The organism is Actinoallomurus liliacearum, assembly GCF_039542035.1.
Classification (GTDB): Bacteria; Actinomycetota; Actinomycetes; order Streptosporangiales; family Streptosporangiaceae; genus Actinoallomurus; species Actinoallomurus liliacearum.
Genome location: NZ_BAABHJ010000005.1, coordinates 540,673 through 565,007 on the forward strand (window position 1 = coordinate 540,673; position 24,335 = coordinate 565,007).

The 24,335-nt window shown below is 72.0% G+C and carries 27 protein-coding genes; 19 read left to right on the plus strand and 8 right to left on the minus strand.

From position 1 onward, the window contains the following. Positions 1 to 78 precede the first annotated feature (78 nt). Both ABD978_RS10260 and ABD978_RS10265 read left to right on the plus strand, forming a co-directional pair. A complete protein-coding gene (locus ABD978_RS10260; RefSeq protein WP_345352117.1) occupies positions 79 to 753 on the plus strand; it encodes a FadR/GntR family transcriptional regulator in 675 nt (224 codons plus the stop codon). Continuing rightward, a complete protein-coding gene (locus tag ABD978_RS10265; protein ID WP_345352120.1) occupies positions 750 to 1,934 on the plus strand; it encodes a CynX/NimT family MFS transporter in 1,185 nt (394 codons plus the stop codon). Before ABD978_RS10260 ends, ABD978_RS10265 begins: the two co-directional genes overlap by 4 nt. Here the strand turns inward: ABD978_RS10265 and ABD978_RS10270 are convergent. The 3 genes from ABD978_RS10270 to ABD978_RS10280 form a co-directional block, all read right to left on the minus strand. Beyond that, positions 1,921 to 2,973, minus strand: coding sequence for a CU044_5270 family protein (locus ABD978_RS10270; RefSeq protein ID WP_345352123.1), 1,053 nt, complete (start codon positions 2,971 to 2,973; stop codon positions 1,921 to 1,923). The two genes, ABD978_RS10265 and ABD978_RS10270, sit on opposite strands and share 14 nt — an antisense overlap. After that, the gene (locus ABD978_RS10275; protein ID WP_345352126.1) at positions 2,966 to 3,565 is read right to left on the minus strand and encodes an RNA polymerase sigma factor; all 600 of its coding nucleotides are present in this window, start codon (positions 3,563 to 3,565) and stop codon (positions 2,966 to 2,968) included. The genes ABD978_RS10270 and ABD978_RS10275 overlap by 8 nt, the downstream gene beginning before the upstream one ends. 92 nt (positions 3,566 to 3,657) lie before the next feature. After that, entirely contained in the window at positions 3,658 to 3,831 is a 174-nt protein-coding gene (locus ABD978_RS10280) for a DUF1272 domain-containing protein (protein WP_345352129.1), read from the minus strand. 135 nt (positions 3,832 to 3,966) lie between these two features. On the opposite strand from ABD978_RS10280, the gene ABD978_RS10285 reads away from it, so the two are divergent. From ABD978_RS10285 to ABD978_RS10315, 7 genes are all read left to right on the plus strand, one after another. Next, positions 3,967 to 5,055 (plus strand): acetoin utilization protein AcuC, encoded by a 1,089-nt coding sequence (locus ABD978_RS10285; RefSeq protein WP_345353673.1) that lies wholly within the window; start codon positions 3,967 to 3,969, stop codon positions 5,053 to 5,055. Next, positions 5,052 to 5,867, plus strand: a complete 816-nt coding sequence (locus ABD978_RS10290; RefSeq protein ID WP_345352132.1) for a phosphatase — start codon at positions 5,052 to 5,054, stop codon at positions 5,865 to 5,867. Before ABD978_RS10285 ends, ABD978_RS10290 begins: the two co-directional genes overlap by 4 nt. A 108-nt stretch (positions 5,868 to 5,975) precedes the next feature. Further along, the gene (locus tag ABD978_RS10295; RefSeq protein ID WP_187233448.1) at positions 5,976 to 6,179 is read left to right on the plus strand and encodes a helix-turn-helix domain-containing protein; all 204 of its coding nucleotides are present in this window, start codon (positions 5,976 to 5,978) and stop codon (positions 6,177 to 6,179) included. Between the two features lie 157 nt (positions 6,180 to 6,336). Beyond that, complete coding sequence (locus ABD978_RS10300; protein ID WP_018654693.1) at positions 6,337 to 6,435, plus strand: 30S ribosomal protein bS22; 99 nt, start codon at positions 6,337 to 6,339, stop codon at positions 6,433 to 6,435. 125 nt (positions 6,436 to 6,560) lie between these two features. Next, on the plus strand, positions 6,561 to 7,523 hold the full coding sequence (locus ABD978_RS10305; protein WP_425550690.1) for an NAD-dependent epimerase/dehydratase family protein: 963 nt from the start codon (positions 6,561 to 6,563) through the stop codon (positions 7,521 to 7,523). 10 nt (positions 7,524 to 7,533) lie between these two features. Further along, positions 7,534 to 8,463 carry a lysophospholipid acyltransferase family protein gene (locus ABD978_RS10310; protein ID WP_345352140.1) on the plus strand — a complete coding sequence of 310 codons (930 nt, stop codon included), beginning with the start codon at positions 7,534 to 7,536 and terminating at the stop codon, positions 8,461 to 8,463. 44 nt (positions 8,464 to 8,507) lie between these two features. Continuing rightward, the gene (locus ABD978_RS10315; RefSeq protein WP_345352143.1) at positions 8,508 to 9,479 is read left to right on the plus strand and encodes an aldo/keto reductase; all 972 of its coding nucleotides are present in this window, start codon (positions 8,508 to 8,510) and stop codon (positions 9,477 to 9,479) included. 245 nt (positions 9,480 to 9,724) lie between these two features. On the opposite strand, the gene ABD978_RS10320 is transcribed toward ABD978_RS10315, so the two are convergent. After that, on the minus strand, positions 9,725 to 10,675 hold the full coding sequence (locus ABD978_RS10320) for a GlxA family transcriptional regulator (protein ID WP_345352146.1): 951 nt from the start codon (positions 10,673 to 10,675) through the stop codon (positions 9,725 to 9,727). A gap of 70 nt (positions 10,676 to 10,745) precedes the next feature. Here ABD978_RS10320 and ABD978_RS10325 point away from each other — a divergent pair, with 70 nt between their 5' ends. Next, positions 10,746 to 11,078 (plus strand): cupin domain-containing protein, encoded by a 333-nt coding sequence (locus tag ABD978_RS10325; RefSeq protein WP_345352149.1) that lies wholly within the window; start codon positions 10,746 to 10,748, stop codon positions 11,076 to 11,078. A 70-nt stretch (positions 11,079 to 11,148) separates the two neighbouring features. Here ABD978_RS10325 and ABD978_RS10330 read toward each other — a convergent pair whose 3' ends face one another. Both ABD978_RS10330 and ABD978_RS10335 read right to left on the minus strand, forming a co-directional pair. Beyond that, entirely contained in the window at positions 11,149 to 12,024 is an 876-nt protein-coding gene (locus tag ABD978_RS10330) for an HAD family hydrolase (protein WP_345352152.1), read from the minus strand. A gap of 69 nt (positions 12,025 to 12,093) precedes the next feature. Beyond that, entirely contained in the window at positions 12,094 to 12,711 is a 618-nt protein-coding gene (locus tag ABD978_RS10335) for a sigma-70 family RNA polymerase sigma factor (protein WP_345352155.1), read from the minus strand. 187 nt (positions 12,712 to 12,898) lie between these two features. Here ABD978_RS10335 and ABD978_RS10340 point away from each other — a divergent pair, with 187 nt between their 5' ends. From ABD978_RS10340 to hemL, 9 genes are all read left to right on the plus strand, one after another. Next, positions 12,899 to 14,440, plus strand: coding sequence for an antibiotic biosynthesis monooxygenase (locus ABD978_RS10340; protein ID WP_345352158.1), 1,542 nt, complete (start codon positions 12,899 to 12,901; stop codon positions 14,438 to 14,440). Further along, positions 14,433 to 14,678, plus strand: a complete 246-nt coding sequence (locus tag ABD978_RS10345) for a glutaredoxin family protein (RefSeq protein ID WP_345352161.1) — start codon at positions 14,433 to 14,435, stop codon at positions 14,676 to 14,678. The genes ABD978_RS10340 and ABD978_RS10345 overlap by 8 nt, the downstream gene beginning before the upstream one ends. Before the next feature lie 261 nt (positions 14,679 to 14,939). Next, complete coding sequence (locus ABD978_RS10350) at positions 14,940 to 15,644, plus strand: redox-sensing transcriptional repressor Rex (protein ID WP_345352164.1); 705 nt, start codon at positions 14,940 to 14,942, stop codon at positions 15,642 to 15,644. Positions 15,645 to 15,711: 67 nt separating this feature from the next. Continuing rightward, positions 15,712 to 16,977: a glutamyl-tRNA reductase gene (locus tag ABD978_RS10355; RefSeq protein WP_345352167.1), complete on the plus strand. Its 1,266-nt coding sequence runs from the start codon at positions 15,712 to 15,714 to the stop codon at positions 16,975 to 16,977. A 29-nt stretch (positions 16,978 to 17,006) separates the two neighbouring features. Then, positions 17,007 to 17,879: a hydroxymethylbilane synthase gene (hemC, locus tag ABD978_RS10360; protein ID WP_425550705.1), complete on the plus strand. Its 873-nt coding sequence runs from the start codon at positions 17,007 to 17,009 to the stop codon at positions 17,877 to 17,879. A 47-nt stretch (positions 17,880 to 17,926) separates the two neighbouring features. Continuing rightward, positions 17,927 to 19,480 (plus strand): bifunctional uroporphyrinogen-III C-methyltransferase/uroporphyrinogen-III synthase, encoded by a 1,554-nt coding sequence (locus ABD978_RS10365; RefSeq protein ID WP_345353674.1) that lies wholly within the window; start codon positions 17,927 to 17,929, stop codon positions 19,478 to 19,480. A gap of 20 nt (positions 19,481 to 19,500) precedes the next feature. Next, a complete protein-coding gene (gene hemB, locus ABD978_RS10370; protein ID WP_345352173.1) occupies positions 19,501 to 20,487 on the plus strand; it encodes a porphobilinogen synthase in 987 nt (328 codons plus the stop codon). A 219-nt stretch (positions 20,488 to 20,706) separates the two neighbouring features. Then, a complete protein-coding gene (locus ABD978_RS10375) occupies positions 20,707 to 21,375 on the plus strand; it encodes a bifunctional DNA primase/polymerase (RefSeq protein WP_345352175.1) in 669 nt (222 codons plus the stop codon). A gap of 19 nt (positions 21,376 to 21,394) precedes the next feature. Then, positions 21,395 to 22,687: a glutamate-1-semialdehyde 2,1-aminomutase gene (gene hemL / locus ABD978_RS10380; protein ID WP_345352178.1), complete on the plus strand. Its 1,293-nt coding sequence runs from the start codon at positions 21,395 to 21,397 to the stop codon at positions 22,685 to 22,687. A gap of 57 nt (positions 22,688 to 22,744) precedes the next feature. On the opposite strand, the gene ABD978_RS10385 is transcribed toward hemL, so the two are convergent. Next, complete coding sequence (locus ABD978_RS10385) at positions 22,745 to 23,668, minus strand: TIGR03619 family F420-dependent LLM class oxidoreductase (protein WP_345352181.1); 924 nt, start codon at positions 23,666 to 23,668, stop codon at positions 22,745 to 22,747. Between the two features lie 49 nt (positions 23,669 to 23,717). After that, entirely contained in the window at positions 23,718 to 24,278 is a 561-nt protein-coding gene (locus ABD978_RS10390; RefSeq protein WP_345352184.1) for a TetR/AcrR family transcriptional regulator C-terminal domain-containing protein, read from the minus strand. Positions 24,279 to 24,335 lie beyond the last annotated feature (57 nt).

Genomic DNA, 24,335 nt, shown 5'->3' on the forward strand with positions numbered 1-24,335 from the left:
TGTCCGGTTCTTCACGTCACAAACTTGTAGAGTTAAGCGCTACATGTCTGACATCTGGCAAATTCCGGGAGGCCTGGCATGTCGCTGCAGCCGGTTCAACGGGCGTCCGCCGTCGAGGCCGTGCTCGACCAGATGCACGCCCAGGTCGCCTCCGGCGCCTGGGCGGTCGGCGCCCGCATCCCCGGCGAGCACGAACTCAGCGCCCGGCTGCGGGTCAGCCGGCCCGCCGTACGGGAGGCCATCCGCGCCCTGAGCCACGTCGGCGTGCTCGAGGTCCGGCGCGGCGACGGCACCTACGTGCGCAGCGCCGCCGACCCCCGGCCACTGCTGCGGCGGGTCGAGCGGGCGTCGCTGCGGGACGTGTTCGAGGTGCAGCTCGCCTATGACGTCCAGGCGGCCAAGCTCGCCGCCGTGCGCCGTACACCCGAGGACCTGCGGCGACTCGAGGGCCTCCTGCGCGACCGCGACGCCGCCGAGGCCCCCGAGGCCTTCGGCGAGGCGGACTCCGGCTTCCACCTGGGCGTCGCCGAGACCGCGCGGAACGCGCTGCTGACCGAGGCGTTCCGGTTCTTCCGGCACCGGCTGCGCGAGTCGCTGAGCGCCCTCCGCGAGGACCGCGACCTGCCCGAGGGCGGCCCCGAGCCGCACCACGCCGTGCTGGCGGCGATCGCCGACGGCGACCCTGAGGCGGCCGGCCGCGCGGCGGCCCGCGTCGTCGAACCCACCCTTCGCGCCCTGGAGGACGTCCTGTGAGGCGCTACGCCGGCATCGCGCTGATCGTCCTGGTCGCGCTCAACCTGCGTCCCGCGATCGTCGCGGTCGGTCCGCTGCTCCGCCAGATCCAGGATGACCTGCACCTCTCCGGTACGGCGGCAGGCGCGCTGACGACGCTCCCGCTGGTCTTCTTCGGCTCGTTCGGCCTGGTGCTGCCCCTGCTGCGACGGTCGCCGCGCGGGGAACGCCTGCTGGTCGCCAGCATGCTCGTGCTCGTCGTCGCGCTGCTGGTGCGCGTGCTGCCCTCCCAGATCGCACTGTTCGGCGGGGCGCTCCTGGCCGGGATCGCGATCAGCGTCGGCAACATCGCCGTCCCGTCGATCATCAAGCGGGACCATCCCCAGGCGATCATGGCGGTCACGGCCGTCTACACGATCGCGGTGACCGTCGGCGCGGCGGTCTCCTCGAGCGTCGCGGTGCCGATCGAGCACGCCACCGGATCCTCCTGGCGGCTTCCGCTCGCGCTGCTGGCCATCCCCGCGGGCCTGGCCGCGCTCGCCTGGCTGCCGCGCGCCCGCCGGGCCGCCGCCGCGGTACCGGCCGCCGAAGGCTCGCCGCAGGTCTGGCGGTCCGGGCTGGCCTGGCAGGTCACCGCGTTCATGGGCGTCCAGTCGCTGCTGGCGTACGTCGTCTCCGGCTGGCTGCCGACGCTCTGCCAGGACCGGGGGCTGAGCGAGACGGCGGCCGGCTACGCCCTCGGCGTCACCAGCCTCCTGCAGGCCGTCGGCGCGCTGGCCGTCCCGGTGATCGAGCGCCGGCTGCGCGACCAGCGGCCCCTCGTCGTCCTGGTCGGCGTGCTCTGCCTGATCGGCTTCTCCGGCACCGCCTGGGCGCCGATCGGCTCGGTCTGGCTGTGGATCGTCGTGCTCGGGCTCGGACAGGGCGTCGGCTTCGCCACCGCCCTGTCGTTCATCGGCCTGCGCTCCGCCGACGCGCACGTGGCCGCGCAGTTGTCGGGGATGGCGCAGGGCGTCGGCTACGTGATCGCCGCACTGGGCCCGCTCGCCGTCGGCGCGGTGCACGACGCCACGCACGGCTGGAGCGTTCCGTCGATCATCCTGCTGGTCGTGTCGGTGATCCTCGTAGTGCCCGGCCTCGGCGCCGGTCGTGCTCGCACGATCGGCGCCGAACCCGAGCCCGTCCTCGTCAGCCGCCCGTGACCTTCGGCGCGCTGTCCGCGACGGTCACCTTCAGCTGAGCGGTCGACTCCGTGACGGTGCCGACGGGCGCCTGGCCCTTCTCCGCGTCCGTCACCACCGCTCGCCGGCCGAGGAACAGGTACGTCTTCGGGTCGAAGATGTACTCCGACCGCTCGCCCGCGTCCTCGTCGGTCCGGGCGACCGCGATGCCCTGACGACCCGCGGCGTCCTCGGCCCGCCCCACGGCCTGTGCGCCCGGGATGGTCGCGGCGGCGCGGAACAGCGCCGCGCGCTGTGCGGACGGCAGGTAGGCCTCCGTCAGCATGGCGCCGACCCGCGACCACGCCTCCCGGTCGCCTTCCAGGGTCCCCGGCCTCAGATGGTCGTACAGGTGGGCGCGCATGCCCTGGGGGTCGGCCGGCAGCCGGCTGAGGTACGCGTAGTCGTTGCGCAGGTACTCGGCCCTCTGGTCGACGTCCGCCGCTCGCGTCGGCCCCGACGCGCCGACCTCCTTCTCGGCCTCGGGCGGGATCGGCCACTTCCCGTACCGCTTGGGCGGCAGGACGGTCTCCGTCAGGACGCCGCCCGTGGCCCGGCCCTCGACGGGCAGCCAGATCTTCCGGCGGGAGCAGGCCAGGTAGCGGAAGTTGCCCTTCTCGTTGTTCACGTCCGAGGTCTCGTCCGCCTGCGACTCGAAGACCAGGAACTGGCCGGGCCTGGGGTGCAGCTCACGCTGCCTGGTCGCGGCGTCGGCCGCGCGGTCGAGGGTCTGCACGACAGCCACCGGCACGGCCATCGGCGTGTACGACGCCTTCGGATCGCTCGAACCGCCACCGGTGAACACGATCCCGGCGACCGCCGCTGCGGCCAGCCCGGTCGCGACGGCGCCCAGGCCGATCCGCAGTGGCCACGCCCTTCCCTGCCGGGCCGGCCGCGGCAGCCGGGCCGACCCGGGGGCCACGATCTCGGACAGCAGCCGGTCCTCCTCGGCGCGCAGGTCCGCCAGGGCGGGCCGGGGCACCTCCGCGCGCAGCAGGTTGAGCTGGGTCATCTCATCCATGTTCGATTTCCTCGCTGACAGAAGTGGGATCGACGCCGCCGAGTTCCGCGCGTAGCTTCTTCCGGGCCCGGTTGACGCGGGAGCGCACCGTTCCGATCGGCACCCCGAGCGCCTGGGCGGCCTCCTGGTAGCCGAGCTCGCCCCAGGTCACCAGCAACAACGCGTCGCGGTGACCGGCGGGCAGCCTCCTCAGGGCGGCGGCCAGGCGCCGCCGTACGGCCCCCGCGCTCACCCGCTCGTCGGAGCGGGTGAACGGATCGGTGACCGGGTCGATCCCGGTCCGCTCGAGGGCGCGCAACTGCCGCACCTCGGTGCGCTGGTGGCGTCCGATCCGATTGGTCGCGATGCCGTACAGCCAGGGACGCGCGCTCGACCGGGTCAGGTCGTACCGGTCCCGCTGCCGGAACGCCGCCAGGAAGGTCTCCGCGACGACGTCCTCGGCGGCGTCCGCGCCCAGGCGGCGGGTGACGTACCGCTTGATGTCGGGTGCGTGCCGACGGAACACCTCGGCGAACGCATCGGGCTCTCGCCGGGACCGCTCGATCACGGAGGCGTCGTCGGCCTCCGTGGCGGTCCGGCTCGTCTCGCTCATACTCCGGCCTCTCGGCTTTCGGTCAGGACGACCGTTGTTGCCCGCCCGGAGAAGGCCGGTTCCCGCCCGGAGGCCGGATCACGAAAAAGGGGTCAGACGCGGGTGGGGCGGCGGACGAGTTCACCGCTGCAGCTGGCGCAGACGTGGGACAGCATCCGGGTGCACGGCCCGCAGTAGGAGCACTCGTAGCTGCAGATGTAGGCGAGGCCGTTCTGGTCCAGGGGGGCGGCGCAGCGTTCGCACGCGCCGCGCATCTCGAGCGCCATGGGCGCGCAGCCTACCGGTACCGTGACCGGTGGACGCTTCGCGGGCGCGGTCGGGAGGTAACAGCGGTGAGTGCCTCGTTTCGGGTCTTCTGGGACGACCGGCTGGTGACGTACGACTTCGGGGACGAGCACCCGATGAATCCCGTCCGCGTCGAGCTGACGATGGCGCTCGCCCGCGAGCTGGGCGTGTTCGACGCGCCGCACGTGTCGGTCGAGGGGTTCGAGCCGGCCGACGACGCGCTGCTGACCCTGGTGCACGATCCGGCCTACATCGAGGCGGTGCGCCGGGAGCGGCTCGACGTCGCGCGGGGCCTGGGCCTGGCCGACAACCCGGTCTTCGCCGGCATGCACGACGCGTCCGCGCTGGTGGCCGGCGCCTCGGTGGCGGCGGCACGGGCCGTCTGGACCGGCGAGGCCGAGCACGCGGCCAACATCGCCGGCGGGTTGCACCACGCCATGCACGGCGCGGCGTCCGGGTTCTGCGTCTACAACGACCCGGCGATCGCGATCGCCTGGCTGCTCGCCCAGGGCGCGGAGCGGGTCGCGTACGTGGACGTCGACGTGCACCACGGCGACGGTGTCCAGGCGGCGTTCTACGACGACCCGCGCGTCATGACGATCAGCCTGCACGAGACGCCGCGGACACTCTTCCCCGGCACCGGGCTGCCGAAGGAGACGGGGGCGCGGGGCACGTCGGTCAACGTCGCCCTGCCGCCCGGCAGCGGCGACCGGCACTGGCTGCGCGCCTTCGACGCGGTGGTCCCGCCGCTCCTGCGCGAGTTCCAGCCGGAGATCCTGGTCACCCAGCAGGGCTGCGACAGCCACGAGCTCGATCCCCTCGCCCACCTGACGCTGAGCGTCGACGGGCAGCGCGCCGCGTACCAGGCACTGCACCGGCTGGCGCACGAGACGGCCGGTGGGCGCTGGGTCCTGACCGGCGGGGGCGGGTACGAGCTCGTCCACGTCGTCCCGCGCGCCTGGACCCACCTGCTCGCCGAGGCGGCGGGCCGGCCGATCCCGCCCGACACGCCGACCCCGGAGTCCTGGCGGGAGTTCGTACGACGCCGCACGGGGCAGCGGGCGCCCGAACGCATGACCGATGGAGCGAACACGGAGGTGCGGCCGTGGGCGAGGGGGTACGACCCGGCGGATCCGGTGGACCGGGCGATTCAGGCGACGCGGCAGGCGGTGTTCCCGGAGCACGGCCTGGACCCGATGCCGTGAGCCTTGCCGATCAGCCGGTCCCGACCCGCGACGAGCTGCGCGAGCACCTGGTCCGTACGCTGATCGCCGGGGTGGTCGCCACGCCGCGCCAGGGCAACCTCCTGCACTACCGGCGGATGGCGGCGCGCAGACCGGACTACCTGTTCGGGCTCGAGCTGGAGCGGGACTGGGGGTTCGAGCAGATCTTCGCGCTCATGGTGGACAGGTGCGGGATCGATCCGGATCCGGCGCACCTGTACGGCGACGACACGATCGACCCGGATCGGACGATCGACGCCCTGGAGGCCCTGGCGGGCCGGCTCGCGCAGGCGGCGGAGCGCCGGGAGACGGTGGTGCTGGCCACCGGGCATCCGGACGGGCTGCTGCCGGTGTACGTCGCGGTGGGCCGGGCGCTGCGGGCGCGCGGCTGCCGGGTGCCGACGCCCGCGTCCGGCTGGGCGTACGACGTGCGGACGGCGCGCGGCGTGGAGCGGCGGGAGATCCGCTATGTGGAGGGCGTCGCGACGCTGGCCACCGGCGCGGACCTGCACCATACGCACGACGCGGACCCCATGCGCGCGATTTTGCGCGAGCTTTCCGACGGCGGCGGACCCTGGCCGGATCTGGTCATCGCGGACCACGGATGGGCGGGCGCGGCGGGCCAGGCGGGCGTCGACACGGTCGGGTTCGCGGACTGCAATGATCCGGCCCTGTTCGCGGGGGAGGCGGAGGGGAAGGTCCGTACCGTGGTTCCCCTGGACGACAACGTGCTCCCGGATCACTACACCCCGCTCACTGTGTATCTTTTGACACATTCGAGCCTGATTGATTGAACTCCCCTCTTGCGACTCGGGAATCACGATTTACGCTGGAGGAAAGTACACGGCCGTGATCAAAGTCACCCAAAGGTCTGACGCGCGGCGTGTGGAAGAGGGCGTCCGATGAGCTCAGGCGAGCGACCTCTCAGCGAGGTCAGGTTCCTGACTGTGGCCGAGGTGGCTGCGGTGATGCGGGTGTCCAAGATGACCGTATACCGCCTCGTTCACTCGGGAGAACTACCGGCGATTCGCGTGGGACGTTCGTTCCGCGTACCAGAGCAGGCTGTCCACGACTATCTGCGGGACGCGTACATCGAAGCGGGCTGACGCTCGCGTTCCTCACCGGGAGGCGGAGGCCTTCGCGGCGAGTGGCGGCGGCCCACGACCGATCGGCGTCGAGGCGGCGGTACCCTTGGGCACCGGGCCATGTGCCCGCCAAGGGTGCTGATCGCCCGTCTCCTGCTGATCATCGAGTGAGGGTTCCGTGGGCTCTGTCATCAAGAAGCGTCGTAAGCGCATGGCCAAGAAGAAGCACCGTAAGCTGCTGAAGAAGACGCGCATCCAGCGTCGCAACAAGAAGTAACGCAGCCGTCCACGGATGGGGGGACACCGGTGCCGTCGACGCGTCCCTCCGCGAGTACAGCGTCAGGCCCCGGCGCGAGCCGGGTGGTCCTGGTCACGGGCGTTTCCCGGTGGCTGGGGGCACGGGTGGCCGAGGCGCTGCAGGCCGAGCCGAGCATCGAGCGGGTCATCGGCGTCGACACCGTGCCGCCCGAGGCGTCCCTCGGGCGCACCGAGTTCGTCCGTGTCGACATCCGTACGCCGAGCATCGCGAAGATCATAGATTCGGCGCGCGTCGACACCGTCGTGCACCTGAACCTCGTGACGATGACCGCGGCCGCGCGGATGACGACCAAGGAAGTCAACGTCATCGGCACGATGCAGCTGCTGGCCGCCTGCCAGCGGTCGGCCGCCATGCGCAAGCTGGTGGTGCGGTCGTCGGCGGCGGTGTACGGCTCGTCGCCTCGTGACCCGGCCGTGTTCACCGAGCTCGACGAGCCGGTGGCGCCGCCGGCGCACGGCTACGCCAAGGACGCGGTCGAGGTCGAGGGGTACGTCCGGGGGCTGGCCCGGCGCCGCTCCGACCTGCTGGTCTCCGTGCTGCGCTTCGCGAACTTCCTCGGACCGAACGTCGACAATCCGCTCAGCCGCTACTTCCACATGCCGGTGGTGGCGACGGTGCTCGGGTTCGACCCGCGGCTGCAGTTCATCCACGAGGACGACGGGATCGAGATCCTGCGCCGGATGGCCGTCGAGGACCATCCCGGCTGCTTCAACGCGGCCGGCGACGGCGTCGTGCTGCTGTCCCAGGCCCTGCGCCGGGCCGGTCGGCCGATCGTCCGGCTTCCGTCGCCCGCCGTGCAGACGCTCGGCGACGTAGGCCGCCGGTTCGGCGGGCTGAAGGGCTTCTCGCCCGAGCTGCTGCGCTGGCTGACCTACGGCCGCGTCATCGACACGACGCGCCTGACGACCGAACTGTCCTGGCGTCCGAAGTACAGCTCCGAAGAGGCCTTCGCCGACTTCATCGATTCGCAGGGGCTCGGGCGAAGCCTGCGGACGGAAATCTTTGACCTGGTCACCGGCGGGGTAGGGGGCTTCAGCAGGAGGTGACCGCAGTCTGATGTCCGAGGAAGCGAGAGCGGTGATGGGGCACGAGGCCGAGGTGATCCCACTTCACGGCGACACGCCCGAACACCGCACCCAGCCACCCGGGGAGCTCGAGCAGAAGATCGCGTCGGCGCTGCGCTTCGTACGCCACCGGCTGGGCGGCGACTACCACGTCGACGAGTTCGGCTTCGACCCGGAGCTGAACGACACGCTGCTGATGCCGCTCGCCCGTCAGCTGTACGAGCGGTGGTTCCGCGCGGAGATGTTCGGGCTGGAGAACGTCCCGGACACCGGGCCCGCCCTGGTCGTCGGCAACCACTCCGGCACGCTCCCGCTGGACGGCGTCATGCTCCAGGTCGGGCTGCACGACCACCACCCGGCCAAGCGCAACCTCCGGCTGCTCGGCGCCGACCTCGTGTACCAGATCCCGATGCTGGCCCACCTGGCCCGCAAGAGCGGGCACACGCTCGCGTGCCAGGCCGACGCGGCCCGGCTGCTGGCCAAGCGCGAGCTGGTCGGCGTGTTCCCCGAGGGGTTCAAGGGCGTCGGCAAGCCTTACAGCCAGCGGTACCGGCTGCAGCGGTTCGGCCGCGGCGGGTTCGTCGCCACCGCGCTGCGCGCCCAGGTGCCGATCGTCCCGGCCGCGATCGTCGGCGCGGAGGAGATCTACCCGAAGATCGCCGACCTGCGGCCGATCGCCCGGCTCTTCGGCCTGCCGTACTTCCCGGTCACACCGACGTGGCCGATGTTCGGGCTGCTGGGCCTGGTCCCGCTGCCGTCCAAGTGGATCATCGCGTTCGGCGAGCCGATCATGACGGACGAGTACGACCCGGAGCAGGCCGACGACCACATGACCGTGCTCAACCTGACCGACCAGGTCCGCGAGACCATCCAGAACATGCTGTACGACCAACTCCGCCGCCGCGCCTCGATCTTCTTCTGACGGCATTTGACTTAGAGCGCGCTCTAAGGGGCAGCCTGGTCCCCATGGAGAAGAGAAGACTGGGCACGCAGGGACTCGAAGTGTCGGCGCTCGGCCTGGGCTGCATGGGCATGACCTGGGCGTACGGTCAGGGTGACGACACCGAGTCCGTCGCCACCATCCACCGGGCGCTGGAGCTCGGCTGTGACTTCTTCGACACCGCCGAGATCTACGGCCCCTGGACCAACGAGGAGCTCCTCGGGCGGGCGCTGCACGGCCGCCGCGACGAGGCGGTCGTCGCCACGAAGTTCGGCTTCGACATAGCCGAGAACGGCGAGCGCCGGGGGCTGAACAGCCGTCCCGAGCACATCAAGCAGGTGCTGGAGCAGCAGCTTCGGCGGCTCGGCACCGACCATGTCGACCTGCTCTACCAGCACCGGGTGGACCCCGACGTGCCGATCGAGGACGTCGCCGGCGCCGTCGGCGAGCTGGTCCAGGAGGGCAAGGTCCGCTTCTTCGGCCTGTCCGAGGCCGGCGCGCAGACGATCCGCCGCGCGCACGCGACGTTCCCCGTCTCGGCGCTGCAGTCGGAGTACTCGCTGTGGGAGCGGGGTCTCGACGACGAGATCCTGCCGGTCGTCCGCGAGCTGGGCATCGGCCTCGTGCCGTACTCCCCGCTCGGCCGCGGCTTCCTCACCGGTGACGTCCGCCGGGCCGAGGACTACTCGGAGGACGACTACCGCCGCACCGACCCGCGCTTCCAGGGCGCCAACTACGACGCCAACGTCAAGGCCGCCGAGGCGGTCCGCGAGATGGCGGCGGGCAAGGGCGTGACGGCGGGGCAGCTCGCCCTGGCCTGGCTGCTGCACCAGGGTCAGGACGTCGTGCCGATCCCCGGCACGAAGCGCCGCACGCGGCTCGAGGAGAACCTCGCGGCCACCGAGGTCCGGCTCACCGACGCGGAGCTGGCCGAGCTGGAGTTGCCGGTGTCCGGCGCCCGGTACCCCGAGACCATGCTGCGCATGGTCCGCCGCTGACCGACAGCGGCACGACCGAGCGGCCCGCTCCTCCGTGCGCCGGCCTCCGGCCGGTCCCGGGTGGGGGATCTCGAGAGCCGAGATCCCCCCATCCGGGGCGTCCGCGTCAGGGCCTGAACCCCCGGGCGAAGTCCTCCACAGTGGTGGGACGGACGGCGCGGATGTTCGGCAAAAGCCCCGCCCGCGATCCGACCGGCATGCCGTCGTGACGGCAGCCGACACGCCGGCCGGCTTCGAGTAGGTCGTCATCGCGGCTCGGATCGGAACGCCCGGCGGTAAGCGCCTGGTGTGGTGGCCAGGGTGTTGAGGAAGCGTCTGCGGAGGTTGGTGGCCGAGGAGAGACCGACGCGGCGGGCGATGGCGTCCACCGGGAGGTCGGAGGACTCCAGCAGGTCTCGGGCCGTGGCGATCCGCCGGGCGAGCAGCCACTGCCCCGGGCTGGTGCCGAGCTGCTCGGCGAACCGCCGGGTGAGGGTGCGCGCTGAGACGCCCGCGTACACGGCCATGCTCTCGACGGTCACCGGTTCGCTGAGCCTTCCGCTGATCCACTCCAGCAACGGCGCGAGCGTGCCGTCGATCTGCGCGGGGTGTGGAGGCGCCGAGTACTGCAACTGCCCGCCTTCGCGGTGGGGCGGCATGACCATGGTCCGCGCGATGTGCGCCGCGTACCGGGCGCCCTGGTCGCTGCGGACCAGGTGCATGCACAGGTCGAAGCCCGCCCCGGCGCCGGCGCTGGTGGCCACGTCACCGTGGTCCACGTACAGCACATCCGGGTCGGCCCGGATGCGCGGGAATCGCGCGGCGAGCTCATCCGCCAGCGCCCAGTGGGTGGTCGCCTGTCGTCCGTCGAGCAGACCGGCGTGCGCCAGCGCGAAGGCGCCGGAGCAGATGCTGACCACCCGCGCCCCGCGGGAGTGCGCGCGGCGCAGTGCCTCGATGACCGCGGGGGAGGGTGGCTTCTCGGTGGGCAGCCAGCCCGGGACGACCACGGTGTCGGCCCGGCCGAGTGCCCCCAGTCCGTCGGGCACGACCATGTCGTACCCGGCGTGCGTCGCGACCGGGCCAGGGCGTTCCGTGCACACGCTGAAGGTGTAGCGCGTCGGGAGTCCTTGCCGCTCGATCCCGAACACCTGAGCCGCGCAGGCGAGTTCGAAGGTCGATTGCGGTGGGCGGACGAGCGCCACTACGCGATGCATGGCGGGAAAGTACCGCGTGATGTCTTTCCTGACACTCGGCGGGGCGGCGGTTCGCCGCCAGGCTGGTCCCATGACGACAGAACAGAACACGCCTGCCCATGTCTGGTCCGCCGTCCAGGACGCCCCGGTCCAAGAACTCTTCCCGGGCATCCGTGCGCGCCCGCTGTGGCACGGGGACAATGGCGCGAAGGCCTATGTGCTGGAGATGGACGCGAACACCTGCTGGCAGGGAGTCGACGTCCATGAACCGGGTCCCGAAGAGGTCTTCGTGGTCTCCGGGGTCTTCAACGACGGAGAGCGGGACTACCCGGCTGGTTCCTTCATCCACGCCTCCGCAGGTTCCTCGCACGTACCGCAGACGACCACGGGCTGCACGCTGTTCCTCTTCTACCCGGAGGGGTAGATCACCCGTCCCCGCTTCAGGTCCGCCCGGATCATGCGCCCGGCCGGCCCGGCGCGGGCCGGTGTACGGCTCAGTGGTCGCGGTAGTGGCGGCGGAGGGCGACGCCGGCGGCGACGCCGCCGGCGAGGGCGCCCGCTCCGGCGGCGGCCGGCAGCGCGACCATGGTGACCTTGCGGCCGGTGCGGAAGTCGTGCACCGGCCAGCCGTGTTCGCGGGCGTGTTCGCGCAGGTCGGCGTCGGGGTTGACGGCGTTCGGGTGGCCGACCGCGGTCAGCATCGGCAGGTCGTTGAAGGAGTCGCTGTACGCCGCGCAGCGCGACAGGTCCAGGCCCTCGCGCTTGGCGAGCGCCCGGACGGCGCCGGCCTTGGCCGGGCCGTGCAGGAGGTGGCCGACGAGGCGTCCGGTGTAGACGCCGTTCTCGGTCTCGGCGACGGTGCCGAGGGCGCCGGTCAGACCGAGCCGGTGCGAGATGATCCGGGCCAGCTCGACCGGCGTGGCGGTGACGAGCCACACCTGCTGGCCGGCGTCCAGGTGCTTGAGCGCGAGCGCGCGGGTGCCGTGCCAGATCCGGTCGGCCATCTTGTCGTCGTAGATCTCCTCGCAGAGACTGACGAGCTCGCTGACGCTGCGCCCGGCGACGAACGCCAGGGCCGCCTCGCGCGCGGTGCTGATGTGCTCGGCGTTCTCCGCGCCGCGCATCCGGAAGGCCGCCTGGCCCAGCGCGAACAGCGCCAGGTCGCGGACGGTGAACAGCTTGCGGGCGGCGAGCCCGCGCGCGAAGTGGTAGATGGACGCGCCGCGGATCAACGTGTTGTCGACGTCGAAGAACGCCGCCGCGCTGGGATCGGGGACCGGAGCGGGCGTGTCCACCGCGGCGGCGGCCGCCGCGGCCTCACCGGCCAGCTCCGCGTCATCGGCACCATCGTTCCAAGGCCACAACCGCATGAGACGAGCGTAACCAGTTTTGATCAGTGGTAACCGAGAGGGACCGTCAGTGTCTTCTCCGCAGCGGCGTCAACGGACGTCGCGCGGAACGACCCGCGCGAGGGAGCGTACGGCGCGGTGCTGGAGCGCCTTGACCGCGCCGCTGTTCTTGCCCATGACCGTGGCGGTCTCCGCGACCGACAGGCCGTGCAGGAACCGCAGGACGACGCACTCCCGCTGCTCCGAGCCCAGACCCCGTACGGCGGCGAACAGCGCCCGGTGGGTCCAGGCGTCCAGGACGGCGCGCTCGGGCCCCTCCTCCCAGCGGTCCCCTTCGTCGGGCTCGGCCGTGCAGATCTCCATGCGGTACCGGCTGGACTTGAAGTGGTCCAGGATGAGGTTGCGGGCGATTGTGACGAGCCAGGCGCCGAAGTCCTTGCCCTGCCAGGTGAACACGCTCATCCGGCGCAGCGCCCGCAGGAAGGTCTCGCTGGTCAGGTCCTCGGCGAGCGGGTGGGCGCCGACCCGGTAGTAGACGTAGCGGTAGACGAGGTCGACGTAGCGGTCGTACAGCGCGGCGAACGCCTCGGACTCGCCGGCGCGGGCGCGAAGCACCAGGTCGCGCAGCTCATCCTGGTCGCCGGCCGGGTCGAGGTCGACCGGCCCCCGGGGCGACACGGGCGGGGGGTCGAGGGCGAGGCTGCGCATGCGGACTCCTCGGTGCTGATCGGCCACCGGGTGTGTCGAAACATGCTAGATACCAGTGAGTAACTGGTGCAATGGTGACGGATGATGAATCCCGTCTTATATCCGCGCGGCTGGTACATAGCGATTTCCGGAACGGACCGGGGGATCCGTTACCTGTCCGCTCCGGAGATCGGGCACCATTGGGGCGATGGTGAACGTCGCGGTAGCGCTTCTGGCGACCCTCGCCGCCCTCGGGTGCGCGGGGCTCCTCGGCATGCGCGCCCTGCCCGAGCGGCGGATCCACCTGTTCGCCTGGACGGGCACCCTCGTCGCGCTGGGCATCGCGCTCGCCGCGATGACCATGGGCTACGCGGCGGGCTTCTCGCCGGCCCTCCTGCGGTGCGTCACGCTGTTCGGCGCCCTGCTGGCGCCGTTCAGCCTCGCGCTCGGGGTCGTCGAGATGGTCGCGCGCACGGTCCAGGCGAGGTTCGCGGCCCGGCTGATCGCCGGCTCGTACGCCGTGGTGGCCGTGGTCATCATCCTGCTCGACCCGATCATCGGTACGTTCGGCAAGAGCCTGCCGAAGATCGCGGGCCACTACTCCTCGCTGCCCAACCTGGTCGTGAACGGGGGGCACGTCTTCGCGGTCGTGTCGCTCGTCTCCTGCGTGGCGGTCACCGCGACGCGCGGCAACAAGCGCGACCGGCGGGCGACCGAGATCATGCTCACCGTCGCGATGGTCGCGTTCGCGGGCGTCCTCCTGGTCACCGCGACCCGCGGCTTCCTGCCGGGTCCGCTGGCGCCGCTGGCGCTCGGCGGCGCCGTCGCCCTGACCTGGTACGGCGTCTCCCGGGTGCTGCCGAAGCCGGCCCACGACGCCGAAGACGAAGACGAAGAAGCGGAGCCGTACGACGAGATGTCCAACTACGCAGGGCAGCCTCCCCTTGGCCGGCCGTCCGGTCCGCCGCCGCAGAGCTCCCAGGGCCGTCCGGGCGGCGGGCAGTACCCCGCGCAGCCGTCACCCGCGCCGCCGGCCGCCGTGTCCGGGGGGCTCCCGTTCCCGCTCGGGCAGTACGGCCGGATCACGATGTACACGCTCCACGACGGCCACCAGGACGCGTTCGACCGGCTGGCCGCCGAGGTCACCCGCGCGGTGATCGAGCGCGAGCCGGGCACGCTCGTCTACGCCTGCCACGCCGTCGACAACGCGCCGTTGCAGCGGATCTTCTACCAGCTCTTCCGCGACGCCGCGGCGGTGGAGAACCACACCCGCCAGCCGCACGCGCAGCGCTTCGCGGGCGAGGTGCGCAACCACGTCGCGAGCACGAACGTCATCGAGCTGACCACCACGGCCGCGAAGGTCGCACCGCCGCCCGACCCCCAGCGCCCGCCACGCCCGCAGGAGCCGCAGCGCGGTGCGTACGACGCCCAGCGGCCGCACCCGGACCCGCAGCGTCCCCCGTACGACGCCCAGCGCCCGCAGGAGCCGCAGCGCGCCCCGTACGAAGGTCAGCGTCCACAGGACCCGCAGCGCGCCCCGTACGACCCTTCCCGGCAGCCCCGCGCGGCCCAGCGCCCCCATGACATGACCGGCCCGCGCCCGGTCCAGCGGCCCGTGCAGGACCCGGGCCGTCCGCCCCACGACATGACCGGTCCGCGTCCGGCCCCGCCGCGGCCGAACGGACACTCCGGGCCGCCGCAGCCCCCGTCGAACCCGTCGAACCCCGGCGTACGCTGGCCCCATGGCTGACACGCCTCGCGTCCTGCTGCTCGGCAAGCCGGGCTGTCACCTGTGCGACGACGCCCGCGAGATCGTCTCGCGGGTGTGCGACGAGCTCGGCGTCGGCTGGGAGGAGCGGGACATCACCGCCTCCGAGGAGGACACGCGGCTCTACTGGGAGCAGATCCCGGTGACCTTCGTCGACGGCGTCCAGCATGACTTCTGGCGGGTCGACGAGCCACGCCTGCGCGCCGCACTCGGCGCCTGACCAGGCTGTCAATGTCTTCTCCGTCACATCGCGCGGCGTTCCGGGACGCCTCGGGAGGGGCGGCCGAACCGGCCGGAGGCCTTGCTGAGCTGCGGGTCGAGGGCCACGAGACGATCCCTCGAGGCGGTCGGGCGAACCTACAGAAGTGGTCTCCCGACTTTGTGCATGCGTTCACAAAGGCTTAATCTGAGGAAAGTCCAGGCGACCGGGCCGACGGGCGACTCAGGACCGGCCGCGCGTCGAGTCTCGAAGAGCAGGCTTGTGACCCGTCGATCCACCCTCGGTGCGCGAAACCGGGGCATCCCAGAGGCGACCGTCGCCAGGCTGCCGGTCTACCTCCGCGCCTTGCACACGCTCGCCGAGCGCGACATCGTCACCGTCTCGTCTGAAGAACTGGCCGCCGCGGCGGGCGTCAACTCGGCCAAGCTCCGCAAGGACCTGTCCCACCTCGGGTCGTACGGCACCCGGGGCGTCGGCTACGAGGTGCAGTACCTCGTCTACCAGATCTCCCGCGAGCTCGGCCTCACCCAGGACTGGTCGGTCGCCATCGTCGGCCTCGGAAACCTCGGCCGTGCCCTCGCGGGCTACGGCGGGTTCGCCTCCCGCGGGTTCCGGATGGCCGCGCTGCTCGACGCCGACCCCGTGATCGTCGGCGAGCGCATCAACGGCCTGACCGTCGAGCACATCGACAAACTCGAGCAGATCATCGCGGACTGCGCGATCTCCATCGCGGTCCTGGCCGTGCCCGCGTCGGCCGCCCAGCCGGTCTGCGACCGCGTCGTGTCGAGCGGCGTTACGAGCATTCTGAACTTCGCCCCCGTTGTCCTGGCTGTGCCAGAAGGGGTCGATGTGCGTAAGGTCGACTTGTCGATCGAGCTTCAGATCCTCGCGTTCCACGAACAGCGCAAGGCCGGCGGCCCCGCCGGGGTGGAACAGGAGTATCTCGAAGCGGTGGACGGCTCATGAGCCGAGGGGACGTGACGACACGGCCGCTCCGCTGCCCGGGGCCGTCGGGTGAGGGACGGGAGCACCAGTGAGCATTCTCGTGGTCGGGCTGAGCCACCGCAGCGCCCCGGTCGCGTTGCTGGAACGCACCGCGGTGACCGGGGAGCGGCTGGTCAAACTCCTGCACGACGTCCACGGCTCGCCGAACGTCAGCGGGGCCGTCGTGGTCTCCACGTGCAACCGCATCGAGGTGTACGCCGACGTCGACAAGTTCCACGCCGGTGTCTCCGCCATCTCCGAGTTGCTCTCGCAGCACTCGGACGTGTCGCTGGACGAACTCTCCCGGCACCTGTACGTCCACTACGAGGAACGCGCGGTCCAGCACGTCTTCTCGGTGGCCTGCGGCCTGGACTCCATGGTCGTCGGCGAGGGTCAGATCGCCGGCCAGCTCCGCACCGCCCTCAAGCTCGCCCAGAAGTACGGCACCGTCGATCGGGCGCTGAACGAGGCGATCCAGCAGGCGCTGCGCGTCGGCAAGCGGGCACGGAACGAGACCGGCATCGACCGGGCGGGCGCCTCGCTCGTCACCGTCGGCCTGCGCCGGGCCGGCTCCCTCACGGGCCGGCGCGCCCTGGTGGTGGGCGCCGGTTCGATGAGCTCGCTCGCCGCCGCCACCCTCGCCCGCGAGGGCATCGGCGAGATCGTCATCGCCAACCGCACGTACGAGCGGGGCGTGCGCCTGGCCGAGGCGACCGACGCCCCGGCACGGGCGATCCGCCTCGAGGACCTGCGGCAGGCGATCGCCGAGGCGGACATCGTCGTCTCGTGCACCGGGGCCGCCGGCCTCGTGATCACTCCGGACATGGTCCAGGGCCCGGTCTTCCTCCTCGACCTCGCCCTGCCGCACGACGTCGACCGGGCCGTCCGCGACCTGCCCGGCGTCACGCTCGTGGGCCTGGACGACCTCAGCGCCGGCGAGGACGCGCCGGCCGAGGCCGACACCGACGCCGTCCGGCGGATCGTGTGCGAGGAGGTCAAGGCCTTCCAGTTGAGCCTCGTCGCGGCGACGGTCGCCCCTACAGTGGTCGCGCTGCGCAGCAAGGCCGCCGAGGTCGTCGAGGCCGAGCTCGGCCGGCTCGGCGGCCGGCTGCCCGAGCTCGACGACAAGGTACAGGCGGAGATCGCCCAGACCGTACGCCGCGTGGTCGACAAGCTGCTGCACGCCCCGACCGTGCGCGTAAAGGAACTGGCGGCCTCACCAGGCGGCGACACGTACGCCGACGCGCTGCGTGAACTCTTCGACCTCGACCCCAAGGCCCCGGAGGCGGTCATCCGGGCGGAGGACGTCCTGTGACACTCAAACTGGGTACCCGCCGCAGCCTGATGGCCATGACGCAGTCCGGCCTGGTGGCCGACGCGCTGACCGCCCGTACCGGCCGGGCGGTGGAGCTCGTCGGCGTGACCACCGAGGGCGACGTCTCCAAGGCGCACCTGGCCCAGATGGGCGGCACCGGCGTGTTCGTCAACAGGCTGCGCGAGCGGCTCCTGTCCGGCGAGATCGACTTCGCCGTGCACTCCCTCAAGGACCTGCCCACCGGACCCGCCGAGGGCATCGTGCTCGCCGCGGTCCCGGCGCGTGACGACCCCCGCGACGCCCTCTGCGGCCCGGCCAAACTGGCCGACCTGCGGCCCGGGGCCCGGGTCGGCACCGGCTCGCCGCGCCGCGTCGCGCAACTGCGGGCGATACGGCACGACCTCGACGTCGTGCCGATCCGCGGCAACGCCGACACGCGCCTGCGGAAGGTCACCGACGGCGAGGTGGACGCCGTCGTGCTGGCGTATGCCGGGCTGAACCGCATCGGCCGCCTGGAGGCCGTCTCGGAGATCTTCGAGCCGGACCAGATGCTGCCCGCGCCGGGCCAGGGCGCGCTGGCGGTGGAGTGCCGGGCCGATCGCGACGATCTCATCGAGCTCCTCGCGACCCTCGACCACGCCCCGACCAGGGCGGCCGTGACGGCGGAGCGGACACTGCTGGCCACGCTGGAGGCGGGCTGCTCGGCTCCCGTGGGCGCATACGCTGCATGGGAAGAGCAAATTGTGCATCTGACCGGAGTCGTTGTCGGGTATGACGGTGAACGGCAGATTCGGTTGTCGGAAAGCGGCTCCCCGGACGATTCAGAGCGCCTAGGACGCGATCTCGCGGTCAGGATGCTCGCGGAGGGGGCCGACCAGTTGATGGGGGAGAGCACATCTTGAGCCCCGCGAGCAAAAAGGCCGCGTACGACGAGGGCGAGGCCCCCGCGATGGCCGGGACGACCCCCGGCGAGCGGCAGGGCATGGTCGCGTTCGTCGGTGTCGGCCCGGGCGACCCGGAGCTGGTGACGCTCCGGGCGGCCAGGATCCTCGGTAAGGCCGACGTCATCGTGGTCCACGAGACCCTGGCGCCGCCGTACCGCGCACACTTCAACCCCGCCGCCGACGTGGTCGGCCCGGCGGGCGTCAGCCTCGTGAGCCTGGCCCGGTCGGGCAAGGTCGTCGCGCGGGTGTTCGGCGGTGACCCCGGGCTGGGCTGCGCCCTGACCGAGGACGTGAAGACCTGTGCCAAGGGCAAGGTGCCATTCGAGATCGTTCCCGGCGTCTCGTCCGTCACCGGCGTCCCCGGGTACGCCGGCATCCCACTGACGGACGGCAAGCACCGCGAGGTCGTGATCGTCGACGCCCAGGAGGGCGGGGTCGACTGGAGCGCCCATGCGAACGCCGCCACCCTGGTGATCCTCGGCGTCGAGAACACCATCGGCGAGGTCGCCAAGGGCCTGATGGCCGCCGGCCGGTCCGACACGACCCCGGTGGCGGTCACCTCGATGGGCACGACCACCGAGCAGTACACCGTCGACTCGACGCTGGCGAAGGTCGCCTCCGACACCAAGCACCTGGAGTCCCCGGCGCTGCTGGTCGTCGGCGACGTCGTCCGCTGGCGCGACAAGATGTCATGGTTCGAGTCCAAGCCGCTGTTCGGCTGGCGGGTGCTGGTGCCGCGCACCAAGGAGCAGGCCGCGTCGCTGTCGGACCAGCTCCGCTCGTACGGCGCCGTGCCCGACGAGGTGCCCACGATCTCGGTGGAGCCCCCGCGCACGCCGCAGCAGATGGAACGTGCCGTCAAGGGTCTCGTCACCGGCCGCTACGAGTGGGTGGTCTTCACCTCGACCAACGCCGTGCGCGCCGTACGCGAGCGGTTCGAGCAGTACGGCCTGGACGCCCGCGCGTTCGCCGGCCTCAAGGTCGCGGCCGTCGGCGAGCAGACCGCCGCCGCGCTCGTGGAGTTCGGCGTCAAGCCGGACCTCATGCCGAAGGGGCAGCAGTCCTCCGAGGGGCTCGTGGAGGTCTGGCCGCCGTACGACAAGGACCTCGACCCGATCAACCGGGTGCTGCTGCCGCGCGCCGACATCGCCACCGAGACGCTCGTCGCCGGGCTCACCGAGCTGGGCTGGGAGTGCGACGACGTGACCGCCTACCGGACCGTACGGGCGGCGCCGCCGCCGGCGCCGATCCGCGAGGCGATCAAGGGCGGCGGGTTCGACGCCGTGCTGTTCACCTCGTCCTCGACGGTCCGGAACCTGATCGGCATCGCCGGCAAGCCGCACAACGTCACGGTCATCGCCTGTATCGGCCCGCAGACCGCGCGCACGGCGGAGGAGTACGGTCTGCGCGTCGACGTGCTGGCGGACAGCCCGTCCGTCAGCGCCCTCGCCGAGGCGCTCGCGGAGTACGGTTCCAAGCGGCGGGCCGCCCAGGTCGAGGCCGGTGACCCCCTCCGCAAGCCGAGTGAGATGCGCCGCGGCGCCCGCCGGCGCAAGTGATGAGCTGAAAGAAGGTCGTTGTGACCGCGCAGTTCCCCGTCGTACGTCCCCGGCGGCTCCGCCGCACCCCCGCGCTGCGGCGGCTGGTCGCCGAGACCCACCTGCACCCGAGCGACCTGGTGCTGCCGCTCTTCGTCAAGGAGGGCATCACCGAGCCGCAGCCGATCGCGTCGATGCCGGGCGTCGTGCAGCACACCCGGGAGTCCCTGCGCAAGGCGGCGCACGACGCGGTGGAGGCCGGCGTCGGCGGGCTGATCCTGTTCGGCATCCCCGCGGTCAAGGACGGCCGCGGCTCGGCCGCCGACGACCCGGCCGGCATCGTGCAGAAGGGGCTACGCGACCTGTCCGCCGACCTCGGCGACGCCACGGTGCTCATGGCGGACCTGTGCCTGGACGAGTACACCGACCACGGGCACTGCGGCATCCTCACGGGCTCCGGGGAGGTCGACAACGACGCGACCCTGGAGCGCTACGCCTCCATCGCCGTCGCCCAGGCCGCGGCGGGCGTGGACGTCGTCGCCCCGAGCGGCATGATGGACGGCCAGGTCGCCGCGATCCGCACCGCCCTGGACGAGGCCGGCTACGGCAACGTCGCGATCATGGCGTACGCCGTGAAGTACGCCTCGGCGTTCTACGGCCCGTTCCGCGAGGCCGCCGAGTGCGCGCCGCAGTTCGGCGACCGGTCCGCCTACCAGCAGGACCCGCCGAACGCCGAGGAGTCGATGCGGGAGGTGCTGCTGGACCTGGACGAGGGCGCCGACTTCGTCCTGGTCAAGCCCGCGCTGACCTACCTCGACATCGTCCGCCGGGTACGCGACACGGTGCACGTCCCGGTCGCCGCCTACCAGGTCAGCGGCGAGTACGCCATGGTCGAGGCGGCCGCCGCGCAGGGCTGGATCGACCGCGACCGGATCATCATGGAGACGCTGATCTCCGCCCGCCGTGCGGGCGCCGACATCATCCTGACCTACTGGGCCACCGAGGTCGCCCGCTCCCTGCGCGCCTGAGGTGAACCCGCTCTCGAAGCCGTGCTGATGGGTCGCTCGCGCCGCCTCACTCGCTTCGCGAGCGACCTCGTTCCTCGGCCGCTCACTCCGCTCGCTGCGGCGGCGTCGCTCCGGTGACCCGCCGCATAGCAGGTCACGGCTTCGCCGCTATTCGGGGGTTCCCACAACTCGCGAAACCGCGGCGCGTCATCATCGAAAGAGGAGCGGAGGGGGAGCAGGATGCTGGACGTAACAGCGAAGCGAACGAACCGGTCGGCCGGCCGCCGCAAGACGGGCGAGTCGGCCAGGCGCGAGCGCATGGCGGCCGCCGTACAGGAGTACGCCGCCCTGGGCTGGCCCTGTTATCCGGGCGAACATCCGGCGACCGACGGCACGCGGGCGTGTTCCTGCGACCGGATCGGCTGTCCGTCGCCCGCGGCGCATCCCCGGTCCCAGGTGTGGCAGCGGCAGGCCACGGTCGACGTCGACACCCTGGGACGCTGGTGGGCGGGCGACCCGGAGGCCAACGTCGTCCTGCCGACCGGGCGGGTCTTCGACGTCTTCGACGTGCCGGCCGCGGCGGGCCGCGCGGCCCTGGACCGGATGGAGCGCGAGGGCGTACCGGTCGGCCCGGTGGCCGCCCACGGTGACGAGCGCTACCTGTTCTTCGTCGCCACCCGTGGCGCGCCCGTCGACGAGGACGAGTGGTGGTCCTGCCACCTCGACACCGTCCCGGAGACGATCGCCGACAACCCCGGGATGCGCTGGCACTGCCGCGACAGCTACGTCGTCGCGCCGCCGTCGGTGCTGCCGTTCGACCGCGCGGTGACCTGGGTCAGGGCGCCGCACGGTGCGCCGCTGCCCGACCCGCTGCGGCTACTGGAGATCCTGGCCGACGACGCCGAATGACGTCTGGGAGACTCGTGGGGTGACTTCCACGAATCGTTCCGAAGCACTGTTCGACCGGGCCGGTGCGGTCATCCCGGGCGGCGTGAACTCCCCGGTGCGCGCCTTCGGGGCCGTGGGCGGCACCCCGCGGTTCATCGCCTCGGCCCGGGGCGCGTACCTCGTCGACGCCGACGGCAACGAGTACGTCGACCTGATCTGCTCGTGGGGCCCGATGATCCTCGGGCACGCCCACCCGCAGGTCGTGGAGGCCGTGCACCACGCCGTGGAGCAGGGCACCTCGTACGGCGCCCCGACCGAGGGCGAGGTCCTGCTCGCCGAGGAGATGGTCGCCCGCACGCCGATCGACGAGGTCCGCCTGGTCAGCTCCGGCACCGAGGCGACGATGTCGGCGATCCGGCTGGCCCGCGGCTTCACCGAGCGTCCGAAGATCGTCAAGTTCGCCGGCTGCTACCACGGTCACTCCGACGCGCTGCTGGCCGCCGCCGGGTCCGGCGTCGCGACGTTCGGCCTGCCGGACTCGCCGGGCGTCACCGGCGCGGCCACCGCCGACACGATCGTGCTCCGCTACAACGACATCGCCGCCGTCGAGGAGACGTTCGGTGAGTACGGCCACGAGATCGCCTGCGTCATCACCGAGGCGTGCCCGGCCAACATGGGCATCGTCCCGCCGACCCAGGACTTCAACGCCGCCCTGAAGCGCGTCTGCGAGCGGCACGGCGCCCTGCTCATCGTCGACGAGGTCCTGACCGGCTTCCGCGTCTCCCGGTCCGGCTGGTACGGCCTGGAGGGCGTCGCCGGCGACCTGTACACCTTCGGCAAGGTGATGGGCGGCGGCCTGCCGGCCGCGGCCTTCGGCGGCCGCGCCGACGTCATGGACCGGCTGGCTCCCGCGGGCCCGGTGTACCAGGCGGGCACCCTGTCCGGTAACCCTCTGGCCACCGCCGCCGGCCTGGCCACGCTCCGCGCCGCCACCGACGAGGTCTACGCGCGCATCGACCACGCCGCCACCGCGGTCGCCCAGGCCGCGACGGAGGCACTGACCAAGGAGGGCGTGCCGCACCGGCTGCAGACCGCGGGCAACCTCTTCTCGATCTTCTTCGCCGAGGATCCGGTGCTGGACTTCGAGCAGGCCCAGCGCCAGAACACCCGCCGCTACGCCGCGTTCTTCCACACGGCCCTGGACCACGGCGTCTACCTGCCCCCGTCGGCGTACGAGGCGTGGTTCCTGTCCGCCGCCCACGACGACACGGCATTGGAACGCATCGCGGAAGCCCTCCCCCACGCAGCGAGAGCCGCCGCCGAAGCGGTGTGACCCATCACCGCCGAGACTTTCCGTCGCCATGGCGACGGAAAGTCTCGGCACTGTCGGTCAGGCGTCTGGGGACAAGGCTTCGACGATCTCCTCCGCGCGGGCCGTGGCGGCCTTGGGTTCGGCGTCGGGGTTGCCGACGAGGGGGTCCCAGTTGAGGTCGTAGAAGAGTTCGGTGACGCCCTGCTCGGCGAGCCAGGCGGTGTCCTCGCGGATCTGGTCGTAGGAGCCGGACAGGCGCAGGCGCTTGCCGGCGTCGTAGGTGACCTCCTCGCCCGCCCGTACGACGCCGCGGACGACGACGCGGACCGCGTCGGGGTCCCTGCCCGCCTCCTCGGCGGCCTGCCGGACGGTGGCGATCTGCTCGTGGATGCGGGACAGGTCGGTGGCGCTGCGGCTGAGCCAGCCTTCCGCGATCCGGCCGGCGCGCTTCAGCGCGGCCTCGGCCACGCCGCCGAGCAGTACCGGCGGGTGCGGCTTCTGCACGGGCTTGGGGGCCTGGCGGCTCGGCGGGATCGTGTAGAACTCACCGTCGAACTCGCTGACCTCGTCCTCCCACAGCGTGCGCAGCGCCGCGACGAACTCCTCGGCGCGCGCGCCGCGTCGCTCCTCCGAGGCGCCGCTGGCGACGAACTCCTCGTGCTGCCAGCCGGCGCCCAGGCCGAGGTCGAACCGCCCGTTGGACAGCACGTCCAGGGAGGCGACCTCCTTGGCGAGGTACACGGGCGTGACGAACGGGAAATTGATCAGGGAGACGCCGAGGCGGATCCGGGAGGTGCGGGCGGCGGCGTAGGCCAGGGTGACGAGCGGGTCGAGCACGCTGCGGTACACCGGGGCCAACGCCTCCCTGTCGGCCGGGGTGAGCAGGCGGTGGAACGCCCACAGCGAGTCGTATCCGAGGTCTTCCGCGCGTTCCGCGAAGTGACCGACGTTCCGTGGGGTGGCCCATGCCCCCGACACCGGGGCGCCGAATCCGATCCTCATGGATCTAATCCTCGCAGCCGTTGGAGCGCGGCGGTATGGGGCCGCCATCTCATCGCGCGGTGCGGCGTGCGGTTTCGCGTACGCCGGCGAGGATCAGCTCGATGCCGTCGTTGAAGGCGCGGTCGCGTCGCTCTCGCGGCCAGTCGCCGGCGCCGGTCTTGCGTGCCTGCTCCTCGATCGTGAAGCCGTTGACGTAGGCCAGGAGGGTGTCCACGGCGAGGACCGCCGTCTCGGCGGGGACGCCTCCGGCGGTCTGCGCGGCGACGAGGCCGTGGAAGGTGGCGACGGCCTCGCTGCCCGGGTGATGGAAGGTGGCGATCAGCCGCGCGCCGTCTCGGTGGGCCAGCATGAGCTCGCGCATGGCGATCGCGACGGCGCGCAGCCGCTCCTCCCAGGAGCCGCCGGGAGACGGGGCGGCGTCGGCCGGTGGCGTGGACAGGTACGCGACCATGGCGTCCAGCAGGGCCTGCTTGCTCGGATAGTGCCGGTACAGCGCGCTCGCCCGTACGCCGAGGCGGCTCGCCAGGAGGCGCATGGTCAGGCCGTCCAGGCCCACCTCGTCGAGCAGCTCGACCGCCGCCCGAAGCACCTCCGCGCGTCGCTGCCCCATCGTTTCCTCCCGGTTGACAGTTCGGCACCCGTGATGTGAACAATGTACACGTGAACG

Coding starts and splice junctions, on each gene's coding strand:
- ABD978_RS10260 (WP_345352117.1), top strand. CDS start 79: ATGTCGCTGCAGCCGGTTCAACGGGCGTCCGCCGTCGAGGCCGTGCTC.
- ABD978_RS10270 (WP_345352123.1), bottom strand. CDS start 2,973: ATGGATGAGATGACCCAGCTCAACCTGCTGCGCGCGGAGGTGCCCCGG.
- ABD978_RS10275 (WP_345352126.1), bottom strand. CDS start 3,565: ATGAGCGAGACGAGCCGGACCGCCACGGAGGCCGACGACGCCTCCGTG.
- ABD978_RS10280 (WP_345352129.1), bottom strand. CDS start 3,831: ATGGCGCTCGAGATGCGCGGCGCGTGCGAACGCTGCGCCGCCCCCCTG.
- ABD978_RS10285 (WP_345353673.1), top strand. CDS start 3,967: ATGAATCCCGTCCGCGTCGAGCTGACGATGGCGCTCGCCCGCGAGCTG.
- ABD978_RS10295 (WP_187233448.1), top strand. CDS start 5,976: ATGAGCTCAGGCGAGCGACCTCTCAGCGAGGTCAGGTTCCTGACTGTG.
- ABD978_RS10310 (WP_345352140.1), top strand. CDS start 7,534: ATGTCCGAGGAAGCGAGAGCGGTGATGGGGCACGAGGCCGAGGTGATC.
- ABD978_RS10315 (WP_345352143.1), top strand. CDS start 8,508: ATGGAGAAGAGAAGACTGGGCACGCAGGGACTCGAAGTGTCGGCGCTC.
- ABD978_RS10320 (WP_345352146.1), bottom strand. CDS start 10,675: ATGCATCGCGTAGTGGCGCTCGTCCGCCCACCGCAATCGACCTTCGAA.
- ABD978_RS10325 (WP_345352149.1), top strand. CDS start 10,746: ATGACGACAGAACAGAACACGCCTGCCCATGTCTGGTCCGCCGTCCAG.
- ABD978_RS10330 (WP_345352152.1), bottom strand. CDS start 12,024: ATGCGGTTGTGGCCTTGGAACGATGGTGCCGATGACGCGGAGCTGGCC.
- ABD978_RS10335 (WP_345352155.1), bottom strand. CDS start 12,711: ATGCGCAGCCTCGCCCTCGACCCCCCGCCCGTGTCGCCCCGGGGGCCG.
- ABD978_RS10340 (WP_345352158.1), top strand. CDS start 12,899: ATGGTGAACGTCGCGGTAGCGCTTCTGGCGACCCTCGCCGCCCTCGGG.
- ABD978_RS10345 (WP_345352161.1), top strand. CDS start 14,433: ATGGCTGACACGCCTCGCGTCCTGCTGCTCGGCAAGCCGGGCTGTCAC.
- hemC (WP_425550705.1), top strand. CDS start 17,007: ATGGCCATGACGCAGTCCGGCCTGGTGGCCGACGCGCTGACCGCCCGT.
- ABD978_RS10365 (WP_345353674.1), top strand. CDS start 17,927: ATGGCCGGGACGACCCCCGGCGAGCGGCAGGGCATGGTCGCGTTCGTC.
- ABD978_RS10375 (WP_345352175.1), top strand. CDS start 20,707: ATGCTGGACGTAACAGCGAAGCGAACGAACCGGTCGGCCGGCCGCCGC.
- ABD978_RS10385 (WP_345352181.1), bottom strand. CDS start 23,668: ATGAGGATCGGATTCGGCGCCCCGGTGTCGGGGGCATGGGCCACCCCA.
- ABD978_RS10390 (WP_345352184.1), bottom strand. CDS start 24,278: ATGGGGCAGCGACGCGCGGAGGTGCTTCGGGCGGCGGTCGAGCTGCTC.